The organism is Aeromonas sp. Marseille-Q7275 (genome assembly GCF_965119515.1).
In genome coordinates, this window is the sequence record NZ_CBCPLW010000002.1 from 258673 (window position 1) to 274679 (window position 16007).

Here is a 16007-nt window from a genome sequence, read left to right on the forward strand (position 1 = left end):
AGAGGTGGGTATGATGACAATGCAGTGGTGGGACATAGCGCCCCTTGGCTGGAACAACATTCTGGCCTGTCTGGTGTGTGGCGGTCTGGTGGGGCTGGAGCGGCAGTTGCACGGCAAGCCGGTCGGCATTCGCACCTCCTCCCTCATCGTGCTTGGCACTTACTGCTTTCTCGCCATCGGCGCCGCCGTCAGCCCGCAGTCTGCGGATCAGGCGCGGGTGCTGGGCCAGCTCATCACCGGCATCGGCTTCCTCGGTGCCGGGGTCATGATGACCCGGGATGGTCAGGTGCTGGGGGTGACCTCGGCCGCCACCATCTGGATGCTGGCCGCCCTCGGTGCCCTGATCGGCATGGGAATGCTGCACCAGGCCGTGCTGCTCACCGGCGTGACCCTGGGGATCCTGGTGGGGGTTCACTACCTGGAGACCAGCTTCAAGAGCCTGCGCCGTGGCGTGCACAACCGGCTGGAGCACTGGCGCAACGGCAACGAGCGCGGCGCGCCGACCAGCCCCCGTCAGGAGGAGCTCGGCAGTGGTCTCGAGAAGTGATCCTGCCGCCAGCTGGCAACAACAAGGGCTCCCGCGGGAGCCCTTTTGCTGTCTGCCGTCTTATTGCAACAGCAGGAAGCGGCCGGTGAGGGGCGGCAGGTCCACCGTCAGGCTGCTGCCCCCCATGGCCAGGCGCTCGCCGCTCTGCAGATCCACCAGGGCGCTGCCGCTACGCAGCTTGGCCAGAGGCAGGCTGTAGCTCTGGGGCGTACTTGAAACGTTGAGCAGATAGACGATCTGTTCCGCCGCCGTCTGCTTGATGTCGCCATAGACGCTGCCCTCGGCCACCAGCTTGACTCGCTCCCCCTGGTAGAGGGCGGGGTGGGCGGCGCGCAGGGCCATCAGTTGGCTGAGCCACTGCTTCAGATCGCTCTGCTCGCCGCTTGGCACGAAGCCGGTGACACCGGGCACCTTGCCATCGCTGCGGGCCACATGATCGTCGCACAATCCCTGGGCCGCACAGTCGCCGCTGACCTGGGCCGCAAAGCCCGGCACCTCGTCGCCAAACTCCTCGCCGTAGTAGAAGGTGATGGGGCCGGAGCGGGCCGCCAGGAAGCTGAAGGCCGCCTTGTGGCGCTGCCAGTAGTCCGCCTGGTTGAAGTTGCCGCGCTCCAGCAGATCGCCGAAGCGCACCAGATCGTGGTTGCCCAGCATCAGGTTCGGCATGGCGTGATCGGGGTAGTTCTCCACCTTGTTCCAGCTGGCGTCGAGCACGCCGGCCCCCTGTCCGCCCTTGCCGGACTCCTCCACCGCCAGCGCCTGCACCAGGCCGTAGCGCAGCGGGAAGTCGAACGCCGAGGAGAGCGCCGGGTTGTCGCTGCTGCCATACGCCTGGGCGCGGATCTCGTCGGCCCCCTTCCACACCTCCCCCACCATGTAACCGAGCGTGCCCCACTGCTGGCCGGCGGCCTTGCGCGTTGCGCTGGCCTGCGCCACCTCGGTGCGAATGGCACGCCAGTCGTCCAGCCCCAGCTGATAGGCCTGATCGAGGCGCCAACCGTCGATGCCGTACTGCTGGACCCAGTGGCGGGCCACCTCCTTGAAGTAGGCGAGGCTCTCGGGCTGGCTGTAATCCACCAGCTGACCCGGATAACCGGTACCGCCGCTCTTGAGGGCGGGCAGGCGGCCCTCTGGCGAGGGTTTGCTCACCCCCACCCTGTTGACGTGGCCGAAGACACCGTCGAGGAAGACATAGAGGCCGCGCTGGTGGGCCGCGTCCACCAGGGTCTTGAGCTGGGCATTGCTGCCGAAGTTGGGATCCACGTTGAAGAAGTCGCAGGCGAAATAGCCGGTGGCATCCAGCCGATCGTCCCCGGCCTGACCGGCGCAGGAGTCGAACACAGGGGTGAGCCAGATGGCGTTGACGTTGAGGCTCTTGATGTGGTCCAGGCTGTCGATGATCCCCTGCAGATCGCCGTTGTGCCTGGAGGGGCCGTAGCCGACGCCGTAGTTGGCACTGCCGTCGCCGTCGACGAAGGACTCCACCATCACCTGATAGGTTCTCAGGTTGCAGGCGGGCTGATCATCGCCGTAACAGGCGCGACTGTCCGAGGTGGGAGGCGGATTGACCACGGGGGGCTGGGTCTCGCTGCTGGATCCCCCGCCGCCGCTGCCGCACGCTGTCAGTAACAAGGCGGCCCCGATCAGGCCGCCATGGCGCAACCTTCCTTGTTTCATTGTTATCTTCCCGCTGTGGTGCTGGCGCAAAATGCGCCACCCTGAGGCCATGATAACGGCCTCGCCAGGGCGGGTCTGTGACTGAAAACGTTACCTGACTCAACGAGTTAGCCCGTCACTCTCAGCCCGGGTTGCGATCCGGGAAGGCCTCGCGCTCGTCGATGGGGGCGATCAGGTGATAGACCTTCTGGGCCGACAGGGTACAGCCCGAGGGCCACTCCAGCTGGTGGCGACGATTGATGAAGACCCGGGCACAACGCCGCTCCGAGTCCAGCGCAGCGAACAGGGGCTGGCTGCGCCAGGGGGTCAGGTCCAGCACCCCGGTGGTGCCATCCGAGAGCACCACGAACAGGCACCAGCCGTGCACATACTCCACATCGATAAAGACCGGCATCCCTTCGGCTCCGATTGAGAAAATCCGGCGCCATTATAGGCAAGCCCCCCGCCGCGCTTTGCCGTGGGGATCACACAACGCCCAGTCATTTATGCTGTCTTTGGGCTCCCCTGGGATCCCTCATTAAAAAATCAATGTTATCAATAGCATCCTATGGCCCCCTGCGCCGCAACCTTTCCCCGCCCCCATTGTCATAACCCTGCAATATAAAAAAAGCTGTCCTCGGATGGGCATCAAAAACAGGCTTTATCAGGAAAAACAATGACAAAAATAAGACACTGGCTGGGTCCATTTTGGCCCATCGCCATTTTTTCGGTGATCGCGCTCATCGCCCTCTCCGCCAGCAGGGCAGGCCTGGGGCTCTGGCAACAGGAGCGGGTCGACGCCGTCGCCGGTTGGTCGCAACTGCTGCTGCAAGGTATCCGGGTCGACCTTGCCACCCTCTGCTGGCTGTGGGGCGTCCCCGCCGTCTTCACTCTGCTGCTGGCCGGCCCCCATGCCCTGGGCCGCGCCTGGCTGCAACTCATCCGGGTCTGGCTGACCCTGGGGCTCTGGCTGATGCTCTTCCTCGAGATCTCCACCCCCGCCTTCGTCACCGAATACGGGGTGCGCCCCAATCGCCTCTATATCGAATACCTCATCTACCCGAAGGAGGTGCTCGCCATGCTGTGGGCGGGGCGCAAGGGCGAACTGCTGCTGGCCCTGGTGTTCAGCCTGCTGACTCTGGGGGGCGGCTGGTGGCTGAGCGGGCGCCTGATGCGGCACCTGAGCTTCCCGCGCTGGTATCTGCGCCCGGCCTTCGCCCTGCTGATCCTGGCCATCGGCTTCCTCGGCGCCCGCTCCAGCCTGGGGCACCGGGCCCTGAACCCGGCCATGGTGGCATTCGCCAGCGATCCCCTGGTCAACGCCCTGACGGTCAACTCCGCCTACTCCCTCTTCTTCGCCATCAAGCAGATGAGCAACGAGGAGAGTGCCGGCGAATTCTACGGGGAACTGCCCAGGGAGCGGATAATGGCGCTGGTGCGCGAGGAGAGCGGCCGCCCCGACCAGGACTTCAGCTCCGAGACACAACCCAGCCAGACCTTCAACTCAGCCAGCCATAGCGGCAAGCCGAAGAACCTGGTGATCCTGCTGCAAGAGAGCCTGGGCGCCCAGTTTGTCGGCTCCCTCGGCGGCCTGCCGCTGACCCCCAACATAGATGCGCTGTCCCGGGAGGGCTGGGCGTTCGAGCAGCTCTACGCCACTGGCACCCGCTCGGTGCGCGGCATAGAGGCGGTGCTGACCGGCTTCACGCCGACCCCGGCCCAGGCCGTGGTCAAGCTCGGCAAGAGCCAGACCAACTTCTTCACCATCGCGGATCTGCTCAAGCAGCGGGGCTATGACACCAGCTTCATCTACGGCGGCGAGAGCCATTTCGACAACATGCGCAGCTTCTTCCTCGGCAATGGCTTCACCACCATAGTCGAGCAGAAGGACTTCAAGAACCCGGTGTTCGAGGGCTCATGGGGCGCCTCGGATGAAGATCTCATGGTCAAGGCCAACGACACCTTCGAGGCACTGCACAGGCAGGGCAAGCCCTTCTTCAGCCTGGTGTTCAGCTCCAGCAACCACGATCCCTTCGAGTTCCCGGACGACCGCATCTCCCTCTATGAACAGCCCAAGGCGACCCGCAACAACGCCGCCAAGTACGCGGATTACGCCGTCGGCGAGTTCTTCAGGAGGGCCAAGGCATCGGACTACTGGAAGGACACCCTGTTCCTGGTCATCGCCGATCACGACAGCCGGGTCGGCGGCGCCAGCCTGGTGCCCATCCCCCGCTTCCATATCCCTGGGGTTATCGTGGGAGAGGGCATAGCGCCGAAACAGGATCCGCGCATCGTCAGCCAGATCGACATGGCGCCCACCCTGCTCTCCCTGATGGGCATAAGTGCCGACTACACCATGCTGGGCAAGGATCTGACCCGCATGCCGGCAGACTGGCCGGGGCGCGCCATCATGCAGTACGACAAGAACTTCGCCCTGATGCGAGGCAAGGACGTGGTGATACTGCAGCCGGAGCGGGCGGCGGAAGGCTTCATCTATGACGATGCCAGCGAGACCCTCACCCCGGCCCCGCAGCCAGACGCCATGAAGGATGCCGCGCTGGGCCTGGTGCTCTGGGGCAACCTGGCCTACCAGCAGGGGCTCTACCAGACGGCGCCGGACGACAGGCTGGCCCTCAACTGAAGGGATAAAGAAACGAAAAAACCGCCAGCTGGCGGTTTTTTCGTTTTCGCTGCCTCATCCTGAACATGGATCCACCTTTCCCCTCCGAAATAGAATTCCCCGGTGCGGTGCATAGGGGGATGCTCAAGATTGGCCGATATGGTGCAACCCCATTTCATGACCAGACACTGGCGGATGGGGATCAGGCCTGGCCTTTGGGCCTCACACCCAGGGTATGGCAGATGGCGTAGGTCAGCTCGGAGCGGTTCAGGGTGTAGAAGTGGAAATCCTTCACCCCTTCCTGGCTCAGCACCCGCACCTGGTCGATGGCGATGCTGGCCCCCACCATGTTGCGGGTCATCTGATCGTTATCCAGCCCTTCGAATCGCTGGTGCATCCAGCGCGGGATCTTCACGTTGGTAAAGCCGGCAAACTTGTTGAGGGTCTGGAAATTGGAGACCGGCAGTATCCCCGGCACGATTTCGGCATCGATGCCGATGGCGGCGCAGCGATCACGGAAGCGCAGATAGGTCTCCACATCGAAGAAAAACTGGGTAATGGCGCGGTTGGCACCGGCATCTATCTTGCGCTTGAGGTTGAGCAGGTCGGACTGCGCGCTCCTGGCTTCGGGGTGGCCCTCCGGATAGGCGGCAACCGAGATGTCGAAGTCGGCCTCGGACTTGAGCAGGGCGACCAGATCGGTGGCATACATGTCCGGCTTGTCGAGTCCGGGGGGCAGGTCACCGCGCAGTGCCACTATGTGGCGAATGCCGCTGTTCCAGTAGTCACGGGCAATGGTTCTCAGCTCGTCGCGGCTGGCATCGATACAGGTCAGGTGCGGGGCGGCGATGAGGCCGGTGCGCTCCTTGATGTCCTTGATCACCTTGTGGGTGCGATCCCGGGTACCCGAGTTGGCGCCATAGGTCACGGAGACAAACTTGGGTTCTAGCACCTGCAGTCGTTCGATGGATTGCCAGAGGGTATTCTCCATCCCTTCACTGTTGGGTGGAAAAAACTCGAAGCTGACCGAAATGTTGTTACCCAAGTCAGCCAGACTCTGGTTGAGTGCCTCGACCTGACGCGCGCTGTGAAATCCCATCTGCTCTCTCCCTGTCCTACAACCGATTCCTGTACGTCAAAACGGATGTTTGGACGTCTAAACGGCTTTCTATCTTTATGAGAAAACGGATCAAAGTCAACACCGATTTGCCGGCGAAGGCGGGATAAACGATTTTTTTTATTTTGCAATTCGACCCAAGTAACGACGGGCCCCATCCCAAAATGGCCTCAGGCACGCTATGATGCGGGCGGATCGTCCTGGACGTTCTGAATCTGCGTGTGATTGTTTGGCCGGGTTTCCCGGCCTTTTTTTTAACTTCTCCCCCTCCCTGCCGATAATCAATTCAAGCATTTGCAGGAGCCTTGTCATGGAAGATCACCCCGGTTTTGCCACCGATTTGCTGTTCGATCGCTATCAGGGCGAGGTGACGGACCATGAAGGGTTCTGGGCCGTGCGCACCCCGACTGCCCCGGATTACTACTTCGGCAACTATCTGCTGCTCCCCACGCCCCCCAGCGACCGCGACAAGGGTTGGCTCGAGGCCAGCTTCGACAAGCTGATCGGCCAGGATCCCAGGATCCGCCATCGCACCTTCCAGTGGCCGCTGGCCGAGGGACAGAACAGCCGGGTCGCCGGCTTCGTGGCGGCGGGATACCAGTACATGGAGTGCGTGGTGCTGGCGCTGGAGGCGGCCGACTGCAAGGCCCCGAGCGACAGAACTCGCCCCGGCCCGCCCCTTCACCCCCGCCGACTGGGATGACTGGCTGACCCTGGACTCGATGACAGGGACTCGGGCCAGCGATGAGTAAGCTACCTTGCCTACCTTCAGTCGCGGCGCGACCTCTATCAGGCCATGATCGCCGATGGCTTGGGACAGTGGTGGGGGATCTGGCAGCAGGATCGCCTGATCGCCAGCTGCGGCCTCTTCTTCACCGGCACCATGGGGCGCTTTCAGCTGGTACGCACCCATCAGGATTGGCGCAACCGGGGCCTCTGCCGTCAGCTGCTGAGCCAGGTCGCCCGCCAGGGGTTCCTGCGGGCCAGGCAGCTCATCATTGTGGCCGACGAGCACTACCACGCCCAGCGGGTCTACCGCGCCCTGGGCTTCGTTCCGGTGGCGCGTATCGGCAGCCTGTGCCGCTGGGCTCAGCAGCCATAGGCATCTGGCGCAAATGAAAACGGGAGGCTGATGCCTCCCGTTTTTTCATGGTGCAGCCCTTCAGGGCTGCGGCGCGTCCAGTTCGCTGGCCAGCGCCTGCTCGACGTCGGTCGGGGCCGCCGCTGAGGGGGCAACAGCCGCTGCTGCGGGGGACGCGTTCAGCTCGGTCGAGATGGCCGCGGATGGCGCAGCGACGGCGGCCTCAATCGTGGCAGGAGCGGCAGAGATGGCGGCGGGCGCCGCACATTGACAGTCCAGGGCCTTGGCCTGCTGGCCCTGATGAGGGGCGTACCAGCCCTTCAGCCCCTGCTCCAACCGATCGGCGGCGGCTTGCGGCGCCATGGTGCCAAGCAACACCCCCTGGCTCACCTCGGCCAGCTCATCCCCCAGCTTGGGGGTGCCGCGAGAGAGGATCTGGGTGGCGACCCGGATGGTGGAGTCACACTGATCCCGCCACTCCATCATCTCTTTGGCCGCCGGGTTGGTGGCCTCGAAGAAGTGGTTGGAGAGGGAGAAGAACCCCGGCAGCGAGTTGGTATAGAGCTCGGCAAACTGGGAGGTGGTCAGCCACTGCAGGAAGGTCATGGCGGCCTCCTTGTTCTTGCTGGCCGGGTTCATCCCCATGCCGATGTCGGTGTGATCGGTGAAGAAGCAACCGTCACCCTGTTTTGCCACAGGGGGGCGCATGACACCGAAGTCCACCTTGCCGGTGAAGGGGGCTATCTCCCAGGAGCCGGCCGCATAGAAGGCGGCCTTGCCGGAGGTGAACAGCTCGTTGGTGGTGGCGTAGTCACGACCCTCCCCCCCCTCGCCGAGATAGGCGCGCCAGCGGGCCAGCTCCTCGAACACCTTGACGTACTGCGGGTTGTCGAGCCGCTCCTGGCCCGCGATCAGTGCCAGTCGGCCATCCTCTCCCTTCCAGTAGTTGGGACCTATGTTCTGGAAGCCCAGCTCGGAGGCGACCCAGCTCTCGGAGCCGCTCATGGCCAGCGGCACATAGCGGCCATCCGCCTTCACCTTGTCGAGCACGGCGAAGAACTGGTCCCGGGTCTGCGGCACCGCCAGCCCCAGCTCACTGAAGATCTGCTTGTTGTAGAAGAAGCCGTGAATGACGGAGGCCATGGGCACGCAGAAGGTCTGGGCGCCGCTATCGGTCTGCCAGGGGGACTGGGCGAAGCTCGGGAAGTTCTCCATCCCGGCCATCTCGCTCAGCTCCGCCAGATGGCCCGCCTTGAACAGGGCCAGGGAGTCGTCGAACGGGCGGCAGGTGATGAGATCCCCGGCCTTGCCCGCTTTCAGGCTGGCCCAGAGGGTCGGCATGTATTCGACGTTCTGCACCCCGTTGAAGCTCACCTGGATGCCCGGGTGAGCGGCCTCGAAGGCGGGAATGATCTTCTCCTCCCACAAGGCCTTGTCATCTATCCGCCAGCTTTCGATCACCAGCTCGCTGGCCATCAGCTGGCCACACAACAGGAGACTCAGGGCCCCGATCCACTTGTTAGCCATAAGTCCTCCTACACCTTGAAATGAGCGATCAATTGCTGCTGCTTGGCGACCAGTTCCGCCAGCACTTCACTGCTGCCTGCCGATTCACGGGCCTCCCGTTCGGTCTCGTAGGCCACGTCCGCAATGCCGGCGATATGACGGGCCACCCCCTGACTGACCGAGATCTGCTCCTGGGCCGCATGGGCGACCTGATCCGCCATCGACTTGATGGCGCTCATCCGCTCGGCGATGGATTGCAGCGCCTCGTCCATGGCCCGGGTCTGCGACACGCAACCCTGGGTCTGCTCCTGGCTGCGTCCCATCACCTCCATCACCTGCTTGCTGGAGCTCTGCAGGTTCTCGATCATGGCCTGGATCTCCTCGGTCGAGGTCTGGGTCCGGTTCGCCAGTGCCCTCACCTCGTCCGCCACCACGGCAAAGCCGCGACCGGCATCACCGGCCCGGGCCGCCTCGATGGCCGCATTCAGTGCCAGCAGGTTGGTCTGCTCGGCAATGCTGCGGATCACATCCAGAATGCTGCCGATGTTGTTGCTGAATTCACCCAGCTTGTGGGTGATGCCGACCGCCTCCTCCATGGCGCCCGCCAGCTGTTCGGTGATCTGGCGCGTGGTCGCCACCTGCTTGCGACCGGCGCGAGCCTCCTCGTCGGCCAGATCCACCTCGCGCTTGGTGCCGTCGGTGGAGCGGGCCACCTCGGTGGCGCTCACTTCCAGCTCGGTGATGGCGGCGGCGACCTGATCGGTCTGGCTCTTCTGATCCTGCACCCTGGACATGGCGCGCTCGCTGATCTCGGCGGCGCGACTCGCCTCCTCCACCAGATGGCGGGAACCGGCGTTGATCTGGGAGAGCAGCTCCCCCGTCTTGTCCGCCAGGGTGTTGATGGAGCGGGTCAGGCTGCCGAATTCACAACTGCTCTGGTAGTCGATGCGCCGGGTCATGTCCCCGGTGGCCATGCGATCCAGCGCCCGATCGATCAGCTGCAGCGGGCGCTGTATGCTGCGGGCCGTGGTGTAACCGATGATGAGCGCGGCGGCGGCAGAGATGGCGGAGACGATCAGGATCCAGAAGCTGGCACTGCTGACGGCGTCATCGGCCCCGATCCGGCTCTGGCTGGCGATGCTGCCCGCCGACTTGCCCATCTCGTCCAGCAGCGCCAGGCTGTTGACCAGGCTGGTATCGAGCTGCTGATTCAAGGTTTGCAACGAGGCCGCAAGCTGCTGGGCATGGCGCATGGTGGCCAGCAGCCCCTGCGGGCCGAGCGCCAGCTCCTGCATCCTGTCCAGATTGACGACGAAGCGCTGCCTCACGTCATCGGGTACCAGCACCCGCTCGAGCCGCTTGCGCGCCATCTCGATATCCTTGGCGAGCACCTTCTCCAGTTCGTTGAGATCTGTCTTGGCGTCGGCCCGACGGATGTTCTTCAGATCCCGGGCGATGCCGGAGGTGATGAGTTCGGCCTTGTTGCGCATGGAGCGCTTGCTGGCGGTCTGCTGCAACAGCAGATCGGCGGCCCACTGATAGGTATCTTCCAGCCGGATAAAGGCCAGCTCCAGCTCATGACGCCGATCGAGGGCGGCTATCCACTGGCCATGCTGGCTCAGCACCTGATCCGCCAGACCGTAGAACTCCCGGGTGGCCCCATCTACCTGACGAAAGCGCTCGCCCGCCTCGGCCACGTCGTTGAAGCGGGCCATCTCCTGGCTCTGGGCCAGGAAGCGCGCCTGCTGCGCCTTGAACTGGCTGGCCAGCTGCGGCAACTGGGTGGCATCTTCGCTGGTCCTGTAGGTCAGCACCCAGCGGTTGCTGTCCTGCAAGGCACCCTTGAGCCCGGCAACGGCGATCACCAGGGGAGTGGCACGATCCGATACCTGGGATAGTCCCTCATTGATTCCCCGGATCTTCAGGATACTGATGAAGCCCAGCAGCACCAGCAGCAGCAACATCAGCACAAATCCGGCGATGATCCGCTGCACGATAGATAAACCCATGGAGACATCCTCACTCGTTGGGAAATAAAGGGTGAACGCAGAGGCTATCGGCAAGTTGAGGCAATGGAAGAGCAATAAGTGACGCCATGAGGGGCCGGATCACAGTTATTACGCCACGCCGGACAGAAAAGGGCCCGAACAGAGCCGGGCCAAAGAGACATGCTTGGTTGTCATGGCCTTGAGGCGGCCAACCTTGTCATCAGAAGCGGTAGCCGACGCCGAACATGAAGGCAACCGGATCGATGGAGGTATTGATGGTACCCACCGCGGTGTGCACGTCGGTGTCGATGTCGATGAGCCAGGCGGAGGCGTTGACGAACCAGCGGTCGTTGATCGCCATGTCCAGGCCCACCTGACCCGCCAGCCCCCAGGAGGAGTCAACGCTCACATCCGTGCCCGCCAGGGCGCCGCGGCCCTCTTCATCGAAGAAGGTGGTGTAGTTGATGCCGGCGCCGACATAGGGGCGCACCTTGCTGTTGGCATCCCCGAAGTAGTACTGGGCCATCAGGGTCGGCGGCAGGTGCTTGACCTTGGCGACCTCACCCAGCCCCGGAGTCGACACCGAGTGGGAGAAAGGCGTCGCCGCCAGCAGCTCGACGCCCCAGTTGTCCGTCAGCATGTAGGAGAGGGTCAGCCCCAGCTGCATGTTGCTGTCGATATCCAGCTCGCCGGTGCCGAGCACGTCGTCACTGCTGGTCTGGGGAGAGACGAAGGCCAGGCCGCCACGCACCAGGATGTCACCGGCCTGGTGGGCCATGGCGGCGGGGGAAGCAAAAGCGGCTGCGATCAGGAGAGGAAGCACTTTTTTCATCACATAATTCCTTTTTGTTTTCTTTCTATGTTGTAAGCCCGAAAACTATAAAAGGATGTGAATGGACGGTTATTGATTTAGCTCAATAGTTATCAAGAAATAGATGGATGTACACAGCAGCTTCAGACAGCCAAAAACCTGACAAATAACACCATAAAACCATTTAAATACAGCAAGTTGAAATATAAATATACAGTGACGCCCCATTTAAAATAGCAAATAAATACACCTTAAGGTTACCCATATTCCCGTTTCACTGTTGTTTAATGATGCCGGTCAGCGTATTTTATTAAAGCAATGTAGCCATGCTGTAATTTAATCTTTATGAAACCACAGACACGCAAAGACAAAATCATCGGCATCCTGGCAGCCATCTGGGGCATAGGCTCCTTCCTGTTTATCCTGCTCGGTTTTCTGTTCGCCCTCGCCTTCCTGATGCTGGCCCACTGACCCCCGGCGTCACGGCTCACACCCTGGGTGCGGGTTGCCCTGCCCGCTTCAATACCGCATTCAATCATGCTCCGGGCTCAGATCCTGCGCCCGCCGCCGAGGCGAAGCCCGGGATCTCTCCATCCCCCGGCGATCGCCCACAAAAAAGGGGCCAAGGCCCCTTGTCTGTCTGATGTGCCCCTACTTGTTCAGCAAGGGGGCCAGGAAGCGCGCCGTGTGCGACTCCTTGCAACGGCTCATCTCCTCCGGTGTGCCGGTCACCAGGATGCGACCGCCACCGGCGCCCCCTTCCGGCCCCAGATCGACGATCCAGTCGGCGGTCTTGATGACGTCCAGGTTGTGCTCGATGATGACGATGGTGTTGCCGCGATCCCGCAACTGGTGCAGCACCTTGAGCAGTTGCTGGATGTCGTGGAAGTGCAGCCCCGTGGTCGGCTCGTCCAGGATGTAGAGGGTCTGGCCGGTGTCCCGCTTGGAGAGCTCCCGCGCCAGCTTGACCCGCTGCGCCTCGCCCCCCGACAGGGTGGTGGCGGACTGACCGAGGCGGATGTAGGAGAGGCCCACGTCCATCAGGGTCTGCAGCTTGCGCGCCACCGCAGGGACGGGGTCGAAGAATTCGCGGGCATCTTCCACCGTCATCTCCAGGATCTCGTGGATGTTCCTGCCCTTGTACTTCACCTCCAGGGTCTCGCGGTTGTAGCGCTTGCCCTTGCAGACGTCGCACGGCACGTAGACGTCCGGCAGGAAGTGCATCTCCACCTTGATGACCCCATCCCCCTGGCACGCCTCGCAGCGCCCCCCCTTGACGTTGAAGGAGAAGCGGCCCGGCTGGTAGCCACGGGAACGCGCCTCCTGGGTGCCGGAGAGCAGCTCGCGGATCGGGGTGAACAGGCCGGTATAGGTCGCCGGGTTGGAGCGCGGGGTCCGGCCGATGGGGCTCTGGTCGATGTCCACCACCTTGTCCAGATGCTCCAGCCCTTCCACCTCGCGATAGGGCGCCGGGGTGGACTCGGTCGCCTTGTTGAGCTCCCGGTGGGCGATGCGGAACAGGGTGTCGTTGATCAGGGTCGACTTGCCTGAGCCGGAGACACCGGTGACGCAGGTCATCACCCCGATCGGCAGATCCAGGTTGACGTTGCGCAGGTTGTTGCCGCTCGCCCCCTTGAGTTTCAACCACTTGCCGGTGAGCGGCGTGCGTTCATCAGGAATGGCGATCTGCTTGCGGCCGGAGAGGTAGTCACCGGTGAGCGACTCGGGATTGGCGATGATCTCTTCCGGTGTCCCTTGCGCGACTATGGCTCCGCCATGCACGCCGGCTCCCGGGCCTATGTCGAGCACATGGTCGGCGAGGCGGATGGCGTCCTCGTCGTGCTCCACCACGATCACCGTGTTGCCGAGATCGCGCAGATGGGTGAGGGTCTTGAGCAGCCGCTCGTTGTCCCGCTGGTGCAGGCCGATGGAGGGCTCATCCAGTACATACATGACCCCCACCAGACCGGCGCCGATCTGGCTCGCCAGCCGGATCCGCTGCGCCTCGCCGCCGGAGAGGGTTTCGGCGCTGCGAGACAGGCTCAGATAGTTGAGGCCGACGTTCACCAGGAAGCCGAGCCGCTCGACTATCTCCTTGAGGATCTTCTCGGCGATCTGGGCGCGCTGGCCGGTGAGGTTCAGCCCCTCGAAGAAGGCGAGCGCATCGCCGATGGATTGCTCGGCGATGGCCGGCAGGTTGCGGTTGTCCACGAAGACGTGGCGCGCCTCTTCCCGCAGCCGGCTGCCACCACAGCTGGTGCAGGACTTGTTGGCGATGTACTTGGAGAGCTCTTCCCGCACCGAGTTGGACTCGGTTTCCCGGTAGCGGCGCTCCATGTTGTGCAATATTCCCTCGAACGGGTGCTTGCGCACCACCACATCGCCGCGATCGTTCATGTAGCGGAATTCGATCTCGGTGCGACCGGAGCCGCGCAGGATCACCTCCTGGATCTTGGCCGGCAGATCTTCCCAGGGCGCCTCCAGATCGAACTTGTAGTGCTCGGAGAGGGATTTCAGCATCTGGAAGTAATAGAAGCTGCGCTTGTCCCAACCCCGGATGGCGCCACCGGCCAGGCTCTGGCCCGGATCCTGGATCAGCTTGGCGGGATCGAAGTACTGCTGCACCCCGAGGCCGTCGCAGGTGGGGCAGGCACCGGCCGGGTTGTTGAAGGAGAAGATGCGCGGCTCCAGTTCCGACATGGAGTAGCCGCACTCGGGGCAGGCGAAGTTGGCGGAGAAGATCAGGGGGGCAACCCCCTCCTCTCCGTCCATGGGGGCCACCAGGACGATGCCGCCAGAGAGGGTCAGTGCCGTCTCGAAGGATTCGGCGAGGCGCAGGGCCAGGTCATCGCGCACCTTGAAGCGATCCACCACCACCTCTATGGTGTGCTTCTTGTGCAGCTCCAGCGAGGGAGGATCGGAAAGGTCGCACACCTCCCCATCGATGCGGGCACGGATGTAGCCCTGGGCCGCCAGGTTCTCCAGCAGCTTGGTGTGCTCCCCCTTGCGATTGCGCACCACGGGCGCCAGCAGCATCAGCTTGGTGCCTTCGGGCTGGGCCAGCACCTGATCCACCATCTGGCTGATGGTCTGGGCGGCGAGCGGGATGGCGTGGGTCGGGCAGCGGGGTTCACCGACCCGGGCAAACAGCAGGCGCAGGTAGTCGTAGATTTCGGTGATGGTGCCGACGGTCGAGCGCGGGTTGTGGGAGGTGGACTTCTGCTCGATGGAGATGGCAGGCGACAGCCCCTCGATATGGTCCACATCCGGCTTCTCCATCAGGGAGAGGAACTGGCGGGCATAGGCGGAGAGGGACTCCACATAGCGGCGCTGGCCTTCGGCATAGAGGGTATCGAACGCCAGGGAGGACTTGCCGGAACCTGACAGGCCGGTGACCACGATCAGCTTGTCGCGGGGCAGGGTCAGGTTGATGTTCTTGAGGTTGTGGGTGCGGGCACCCCGGATCACGATTTTTTCCATCTTGTTGCGCGCTCGATACGGGAACCAGAGCGGGCCAGTATGGCATAGAGACTACTGGATGAATAGACAGGCTTTTATCATCCCACCCCGGCGCTCAGAGATACTCCTTGGCCCAGCTCACCGCCTGCAGACGGTTCTTGACGTTCAACTTCTTGAACACGTTATAGAGGTGGGACTTGATGGTGTGCTCGCTCACGAACAGGCTGTCGGCGATCTCGGTATTGGAGGCCCCCGTCATCAGGTGGCGGACTATCTCCTGCTCGCGGGCAGTCAGCAGGGTCTGGTTGCGCAGGGGCTGGCCGCTCCCCTTGCGGTAGTAATCCACCAGATCGCACAGCAGATGGCGCGGGATCCAGTACTCCCCCTGCAACACCTTGCGGATGCCGATCACCAACCTGTCCAGGTTGTCTTGGCGGAAGAAGAGCCCGCTGGTGTGGGGCCACATCAGCAGCAGCTCCCTGTCCGTGCTGGTCGGGGCGTTGAGCAGCACGGCACTGGCCTCGCCGAAGCGGCTGCAGATGGCCTTGCTCCAATCCGCCTGCTGAGCCGACTTCAGATAGTCCAGATCGATCAGCAGCAGCGTCTGGGCAGACGTTTCGGCGGGTTCGGGCAGGGCCTCTATCTCCCCCACCAGCAAGATGGACAAGCCAAGCTGTTCGCTGAGGTGACGCTGGAAACTGCTGGCTTGTGCATTATTTTCGGTGATCAGCACTAAGGGGTATTCGGGCGTCATCAAGAGAACTTCCTTGCACATTCGAGTCGGGGCTTTTCGGCAAGGAAGAGTACCAATCCCCCTCCTGGCTGCAGCATTAAAAAAGTATTAGACGCTGCTGTGATTCCTTTGAAGCTCAGCAATTTTCCAACCAATACAAATGACTAGCACACCCCCCCCATTTGGGGGGTCAAGTAGTGCCGGACCGCACCATAGCAGGCCTTGGCCGTCGATGCAGCACTCGGCCCCGTCGCCCCCTTGCTGGTGGGGCCATACCTCGGGTAAGTTACTCGGACGCCAGCGGCGGGGTTTGGTGCTCGCCGGGACAGGAAGGTGTGCGCTCATCTCCGCCAACTGGTATTATTGCGGGCAAACGCTGCGGCGGATGGCCGATAAACGCGTCGGTTGAATCTGGCACAGCCGTGACATGCGTGAAGATGAGGTCCATCCGTGGCACGCATCTCATTGCAAACAAACGACATATTGAAT

12 protein-coding genes and 1 pseudogene are annotated in these 16007 nt (G+C 62.8%); 5 read left to right on the top strand and 8 right to left on the bottom strand.

What is annotated here, in order from left to right:
- Window positions 1–10 precede the first annotated feature (10 nt).
- A complete protein-coding gene (locus tag ACWPWQ_RS03455; protein ID WP_454009007.1) occupies window positions 11–547 on the top strand; it encodes an MgtC/SapB family protein in 537 nt (178 codons plus the stop codon).
- A gap of 60 nt (window positions 548–607) precedes the next feature.
- Here the strand turns inward: ACWPWQ_RS03455 and ACWPWQ_RS03460 are convergent, their stop codons facing one another.
- On the bottom strand, window positions 608–2224 hold the full coding sequence (locus ACWPWQ_RS03460; RefSeq protein WP_454009008.1) for an alpha-amylase family protein: 1617 nt from the start codon (window positions 2222–2224) through the stop codon (window positions 608–610).
- 121 nt (window positions 2225–2345) lie between these two features.
- Window positions 2346–2618, bottom strand: a complete 273-nt coding sequence (locus ACWPWQ_RS03465; RefSeq protein ID WP_139439186.1) for a DUF2442 domain-containing protein — start codon at window positions 2616–2618, stop codon at window positions 2346–2348.
- A gap of 261 nt (window positions 2619–2879) precedes the next feature.
- Here ACWPWQ_RS03465 and ACWPWQ_RS03470 point away from each other — a divergent pair, with 261 nt between their 5' ends.
- On the top strand, window positions 2880–4844 hold the full coding sequence (locus tag ACWPWQ_RS03470) for an LTA synthase family protein (RefSeq protein ID WP_454009009.1): 1965 nt from the start codon (window positions 2880–2882) through the stop codon (window positions 4842–4844).
- Between the two features lie 181 nt (window positions 4845–5025).
- Here ACWPWQ_RS03470 and metF read toward each other — a convergent pair whose 3' ends face one another.
- Window positions 5026–5922 (bottom strand): methylenetetrahydrofolate reductase, encoded by an 897-nt coding sequence (gene metF / locus ACWPWQ_RS03475; RefSeq protein WP_025328549.1) that lies wholly within the window; start codon window positions 5920–5922, stop codon window positions 5026–5028.
- 328 nt (window positions 5923–6250) lie between these two features.
- Here metF and ACWPWQ_RS03480 point away from each other — a divergent pair, with 328 nt between their 5' ends.
- Both ACWPWQ_RS03480 and ACWPWQ_RS03485 read left to right on the top strand, forming a co-directional pair.
- Window positions 6251–6643 carry a hypothetical protein gene (locus ACWPWQ_RS03480; RefSeq protein WP_454009010.1) on the top strand — a complete coding sequence of 131 codons (393 nt, stop codon included), beginning with the start codon at window positions 6251–6253 and terminating at the stop codon, window positions 6641–6643.
- An 87-nt stretch (window positions 6644–6730) separates the two neighbouring features.
- Window positions 6731–7042, top strand: a pseudogene (locus ACWPWQ_RS03485) (GNAT family N-acetyltransferase); the annotation flags it as partial.
- A 60-nt stretch (window positions 7043–7102) separates the two neighbouring features.
- On the opposite strand, the gene ACWPWQ_RS03490 reads toward ACWPWQ_RS03485, so the two are convergent.
- The 3 genes from ACWPWQ_RS03490 to ACWPWQ_RS03500 form a co-directional block, all read right to left on the bottom strand.
- Window positions 7103–8548, bottom strand: coding sequence for an ABC transporter substrate-binding protein (locus ACWPWQ_RS03490; RefSeq protein ID WP_454009011.1), 1446 nt, complete (start codon window positions 8546–8548; stop codon window positions 7103–7105).
- Window positions 8549–8556: 8 nt separating this feature from the next.
- Window positions 8557–10536: a methyl-accepting chemotaxis protein gene (locus tag ACWPWQ_RS03495; RefSeq protein WP_454009012.1), complete on the bottom strand. Its 1980-nt coding sequence runs from the start codon at window positions 10534–10536 to the stop codon at window positions 8557–8559.
- A gap of 199 nt (window positions 10537–10735) precedes the next feature.
- On the bottom strand, window positions 10736–11347 hold the full coding sequence (locus ACWPWQ_RS03500; protein WP_025328553.1) for an OmpW family outer membrane protein: 612 nt from the start codon (window positions 11345–11347) through the stop codon (window positions 10736–10738).
- 324 nt (window positions 11348–11671) lie between these two features.
- Here ACWPWQ_RS03500 and ACWPWQ_RS03505 point away from each other — a divergent pair, with 324 nt between their 5' ends.
- On the top strand, window positions 11672–11797 hold the full coding sequence (locus tag ACWPWQ_RS03505; protein ID WP_005328766.1) for a hypothetical protein: 126 nt from the start codon (window positions 11672–11674) through the stop codon (window positions 11795–11797).
- A gap of 180 nt (window positions 11798–11977) precedes the next feature.
- Here ACWPWQ_RS03505 and uvrA read toward each other — a convergent pair whose 3' ends face one another.
- Complete coding sequence (gene uvrA / locus ACWPWQ_RS03510) at window positions 11978–14806, bottom strand: excinuclease ABC subunit UvrA (RefSeq protein WP_429161703.1); 2829 nt, start codon at window positions 14804–14806, stop codon at window positions 11978–11980.
- Between the two features lie 94 nt (window positions 14807–14900).
- The gene (locus ACWPWQ_RS03515) at window positions 14901–15539 is read right to left on the bottom strand and encodes a LuxR C-terminal-related transcriptional regulator (RefSeq protein WP_162472085.1); all 639 of its coding nucleotides are present in this window, start codon (window positions 15537–15539) and stop codon (window positions 14901–14903) included.
- Between the last annotated feature and the right edge of the window lie 468 nt (window positions 15540–16007).

What these genes read in the sequence shown, in the direction of transcription:
- ACWPWQ_RS03470 (WP_454009009.1), top strand. Translation starts at nt 2,880, where the DNA reads ATGACAAAAATAAGACACTGGCTGGGTCCATTTTGGCCCATCGCCATT.
- uvrA (WP_429161703.1), bottom strand. Translation starts at nt 14,806, where the DNA reads ATGGAAAAAATCGTGATCCGGGGTGCCCGCACCCACAACCTCAAGAAC.
- ACWPWQ_RS03495 (WP_454009012.1), bottom strand. Translation starts at nt 10,536, where the DNA reads ATGGGTTTATCTATCGTGCAGCGGATCATCGCCGGATTTGTGCTGATG.
- ACWPWQ_RS03460 (WP_454009008.1), bottom strand. Translation starts at nt 2,224, where the DNA reads ATGAAACAAGGAAGGTTGCGCCATGGCGGCCTGATCGGGGCCGCCTTG.
- ACWPWQ_RS03500 (WP_025328553.1), bottom strand. Translation starts at nt 11,347, where the DNA reads ATGAAAAAAGTGCTTCCTCTCCTGATCGCAGCCGCTTTTGCTTCCCCC.
- ACWPWQ_RS03515 (WP_162472085.1), bottom strand. Translation starts at nt 15,539, where the DNA reads ATGACGCCCGAATACCCCTTAGTGCTGATCACCGAAAATAATGCACAA.
- ACWPWQ_RS03465 (WP_139439186.1), bottom strand. Translation starts at nt 2,618, where the DNA reads ATGCCGGTCTTTATCGATGTGGAGTATGTGCACGGCTGGTGCCTGTTC.
- ACWPWQ_RS03505 (WP_005328766.1), top strand. Translation starts at nt 11,672, where the DNA reads ATGAAACCACAGACACGCAAAGACAAAATCATCGGCATCCTGGCAGCC.
- ACWPWQ_RS03480 (WP_454009010.1), top strand. Translation starts at nt 6,251, where the DNA reads ATGGAAGATCACCCCGGTTTTGCCACCGATTTGCTGTTCGATCGCTAT.
- metF (WP_025328549.1), bottom strand. Translation starts at nt 5,922, where the DNA reads ATGGGATTTCACAGCGCGCGTCAGGTCGAGGCACTCAACCAGAGTCTG.
- ACWPWQ_RS03490 (WP_454009011.1), bottom strand. Translation starts at nt 8,548, where the DNA reads ATGGCTAACAAGTGGATCGGGGCCCTGAGTCTCCTGTTGTGTGGCCAG.
- ACWPWQ_RS03455 (WP_454009007.1), top strand. Translation starts at nt 11, where the DNA reads ATGATGACAATGCAGTGGTGGGACATAGCGCCCCTTGGCTGGAACAAC.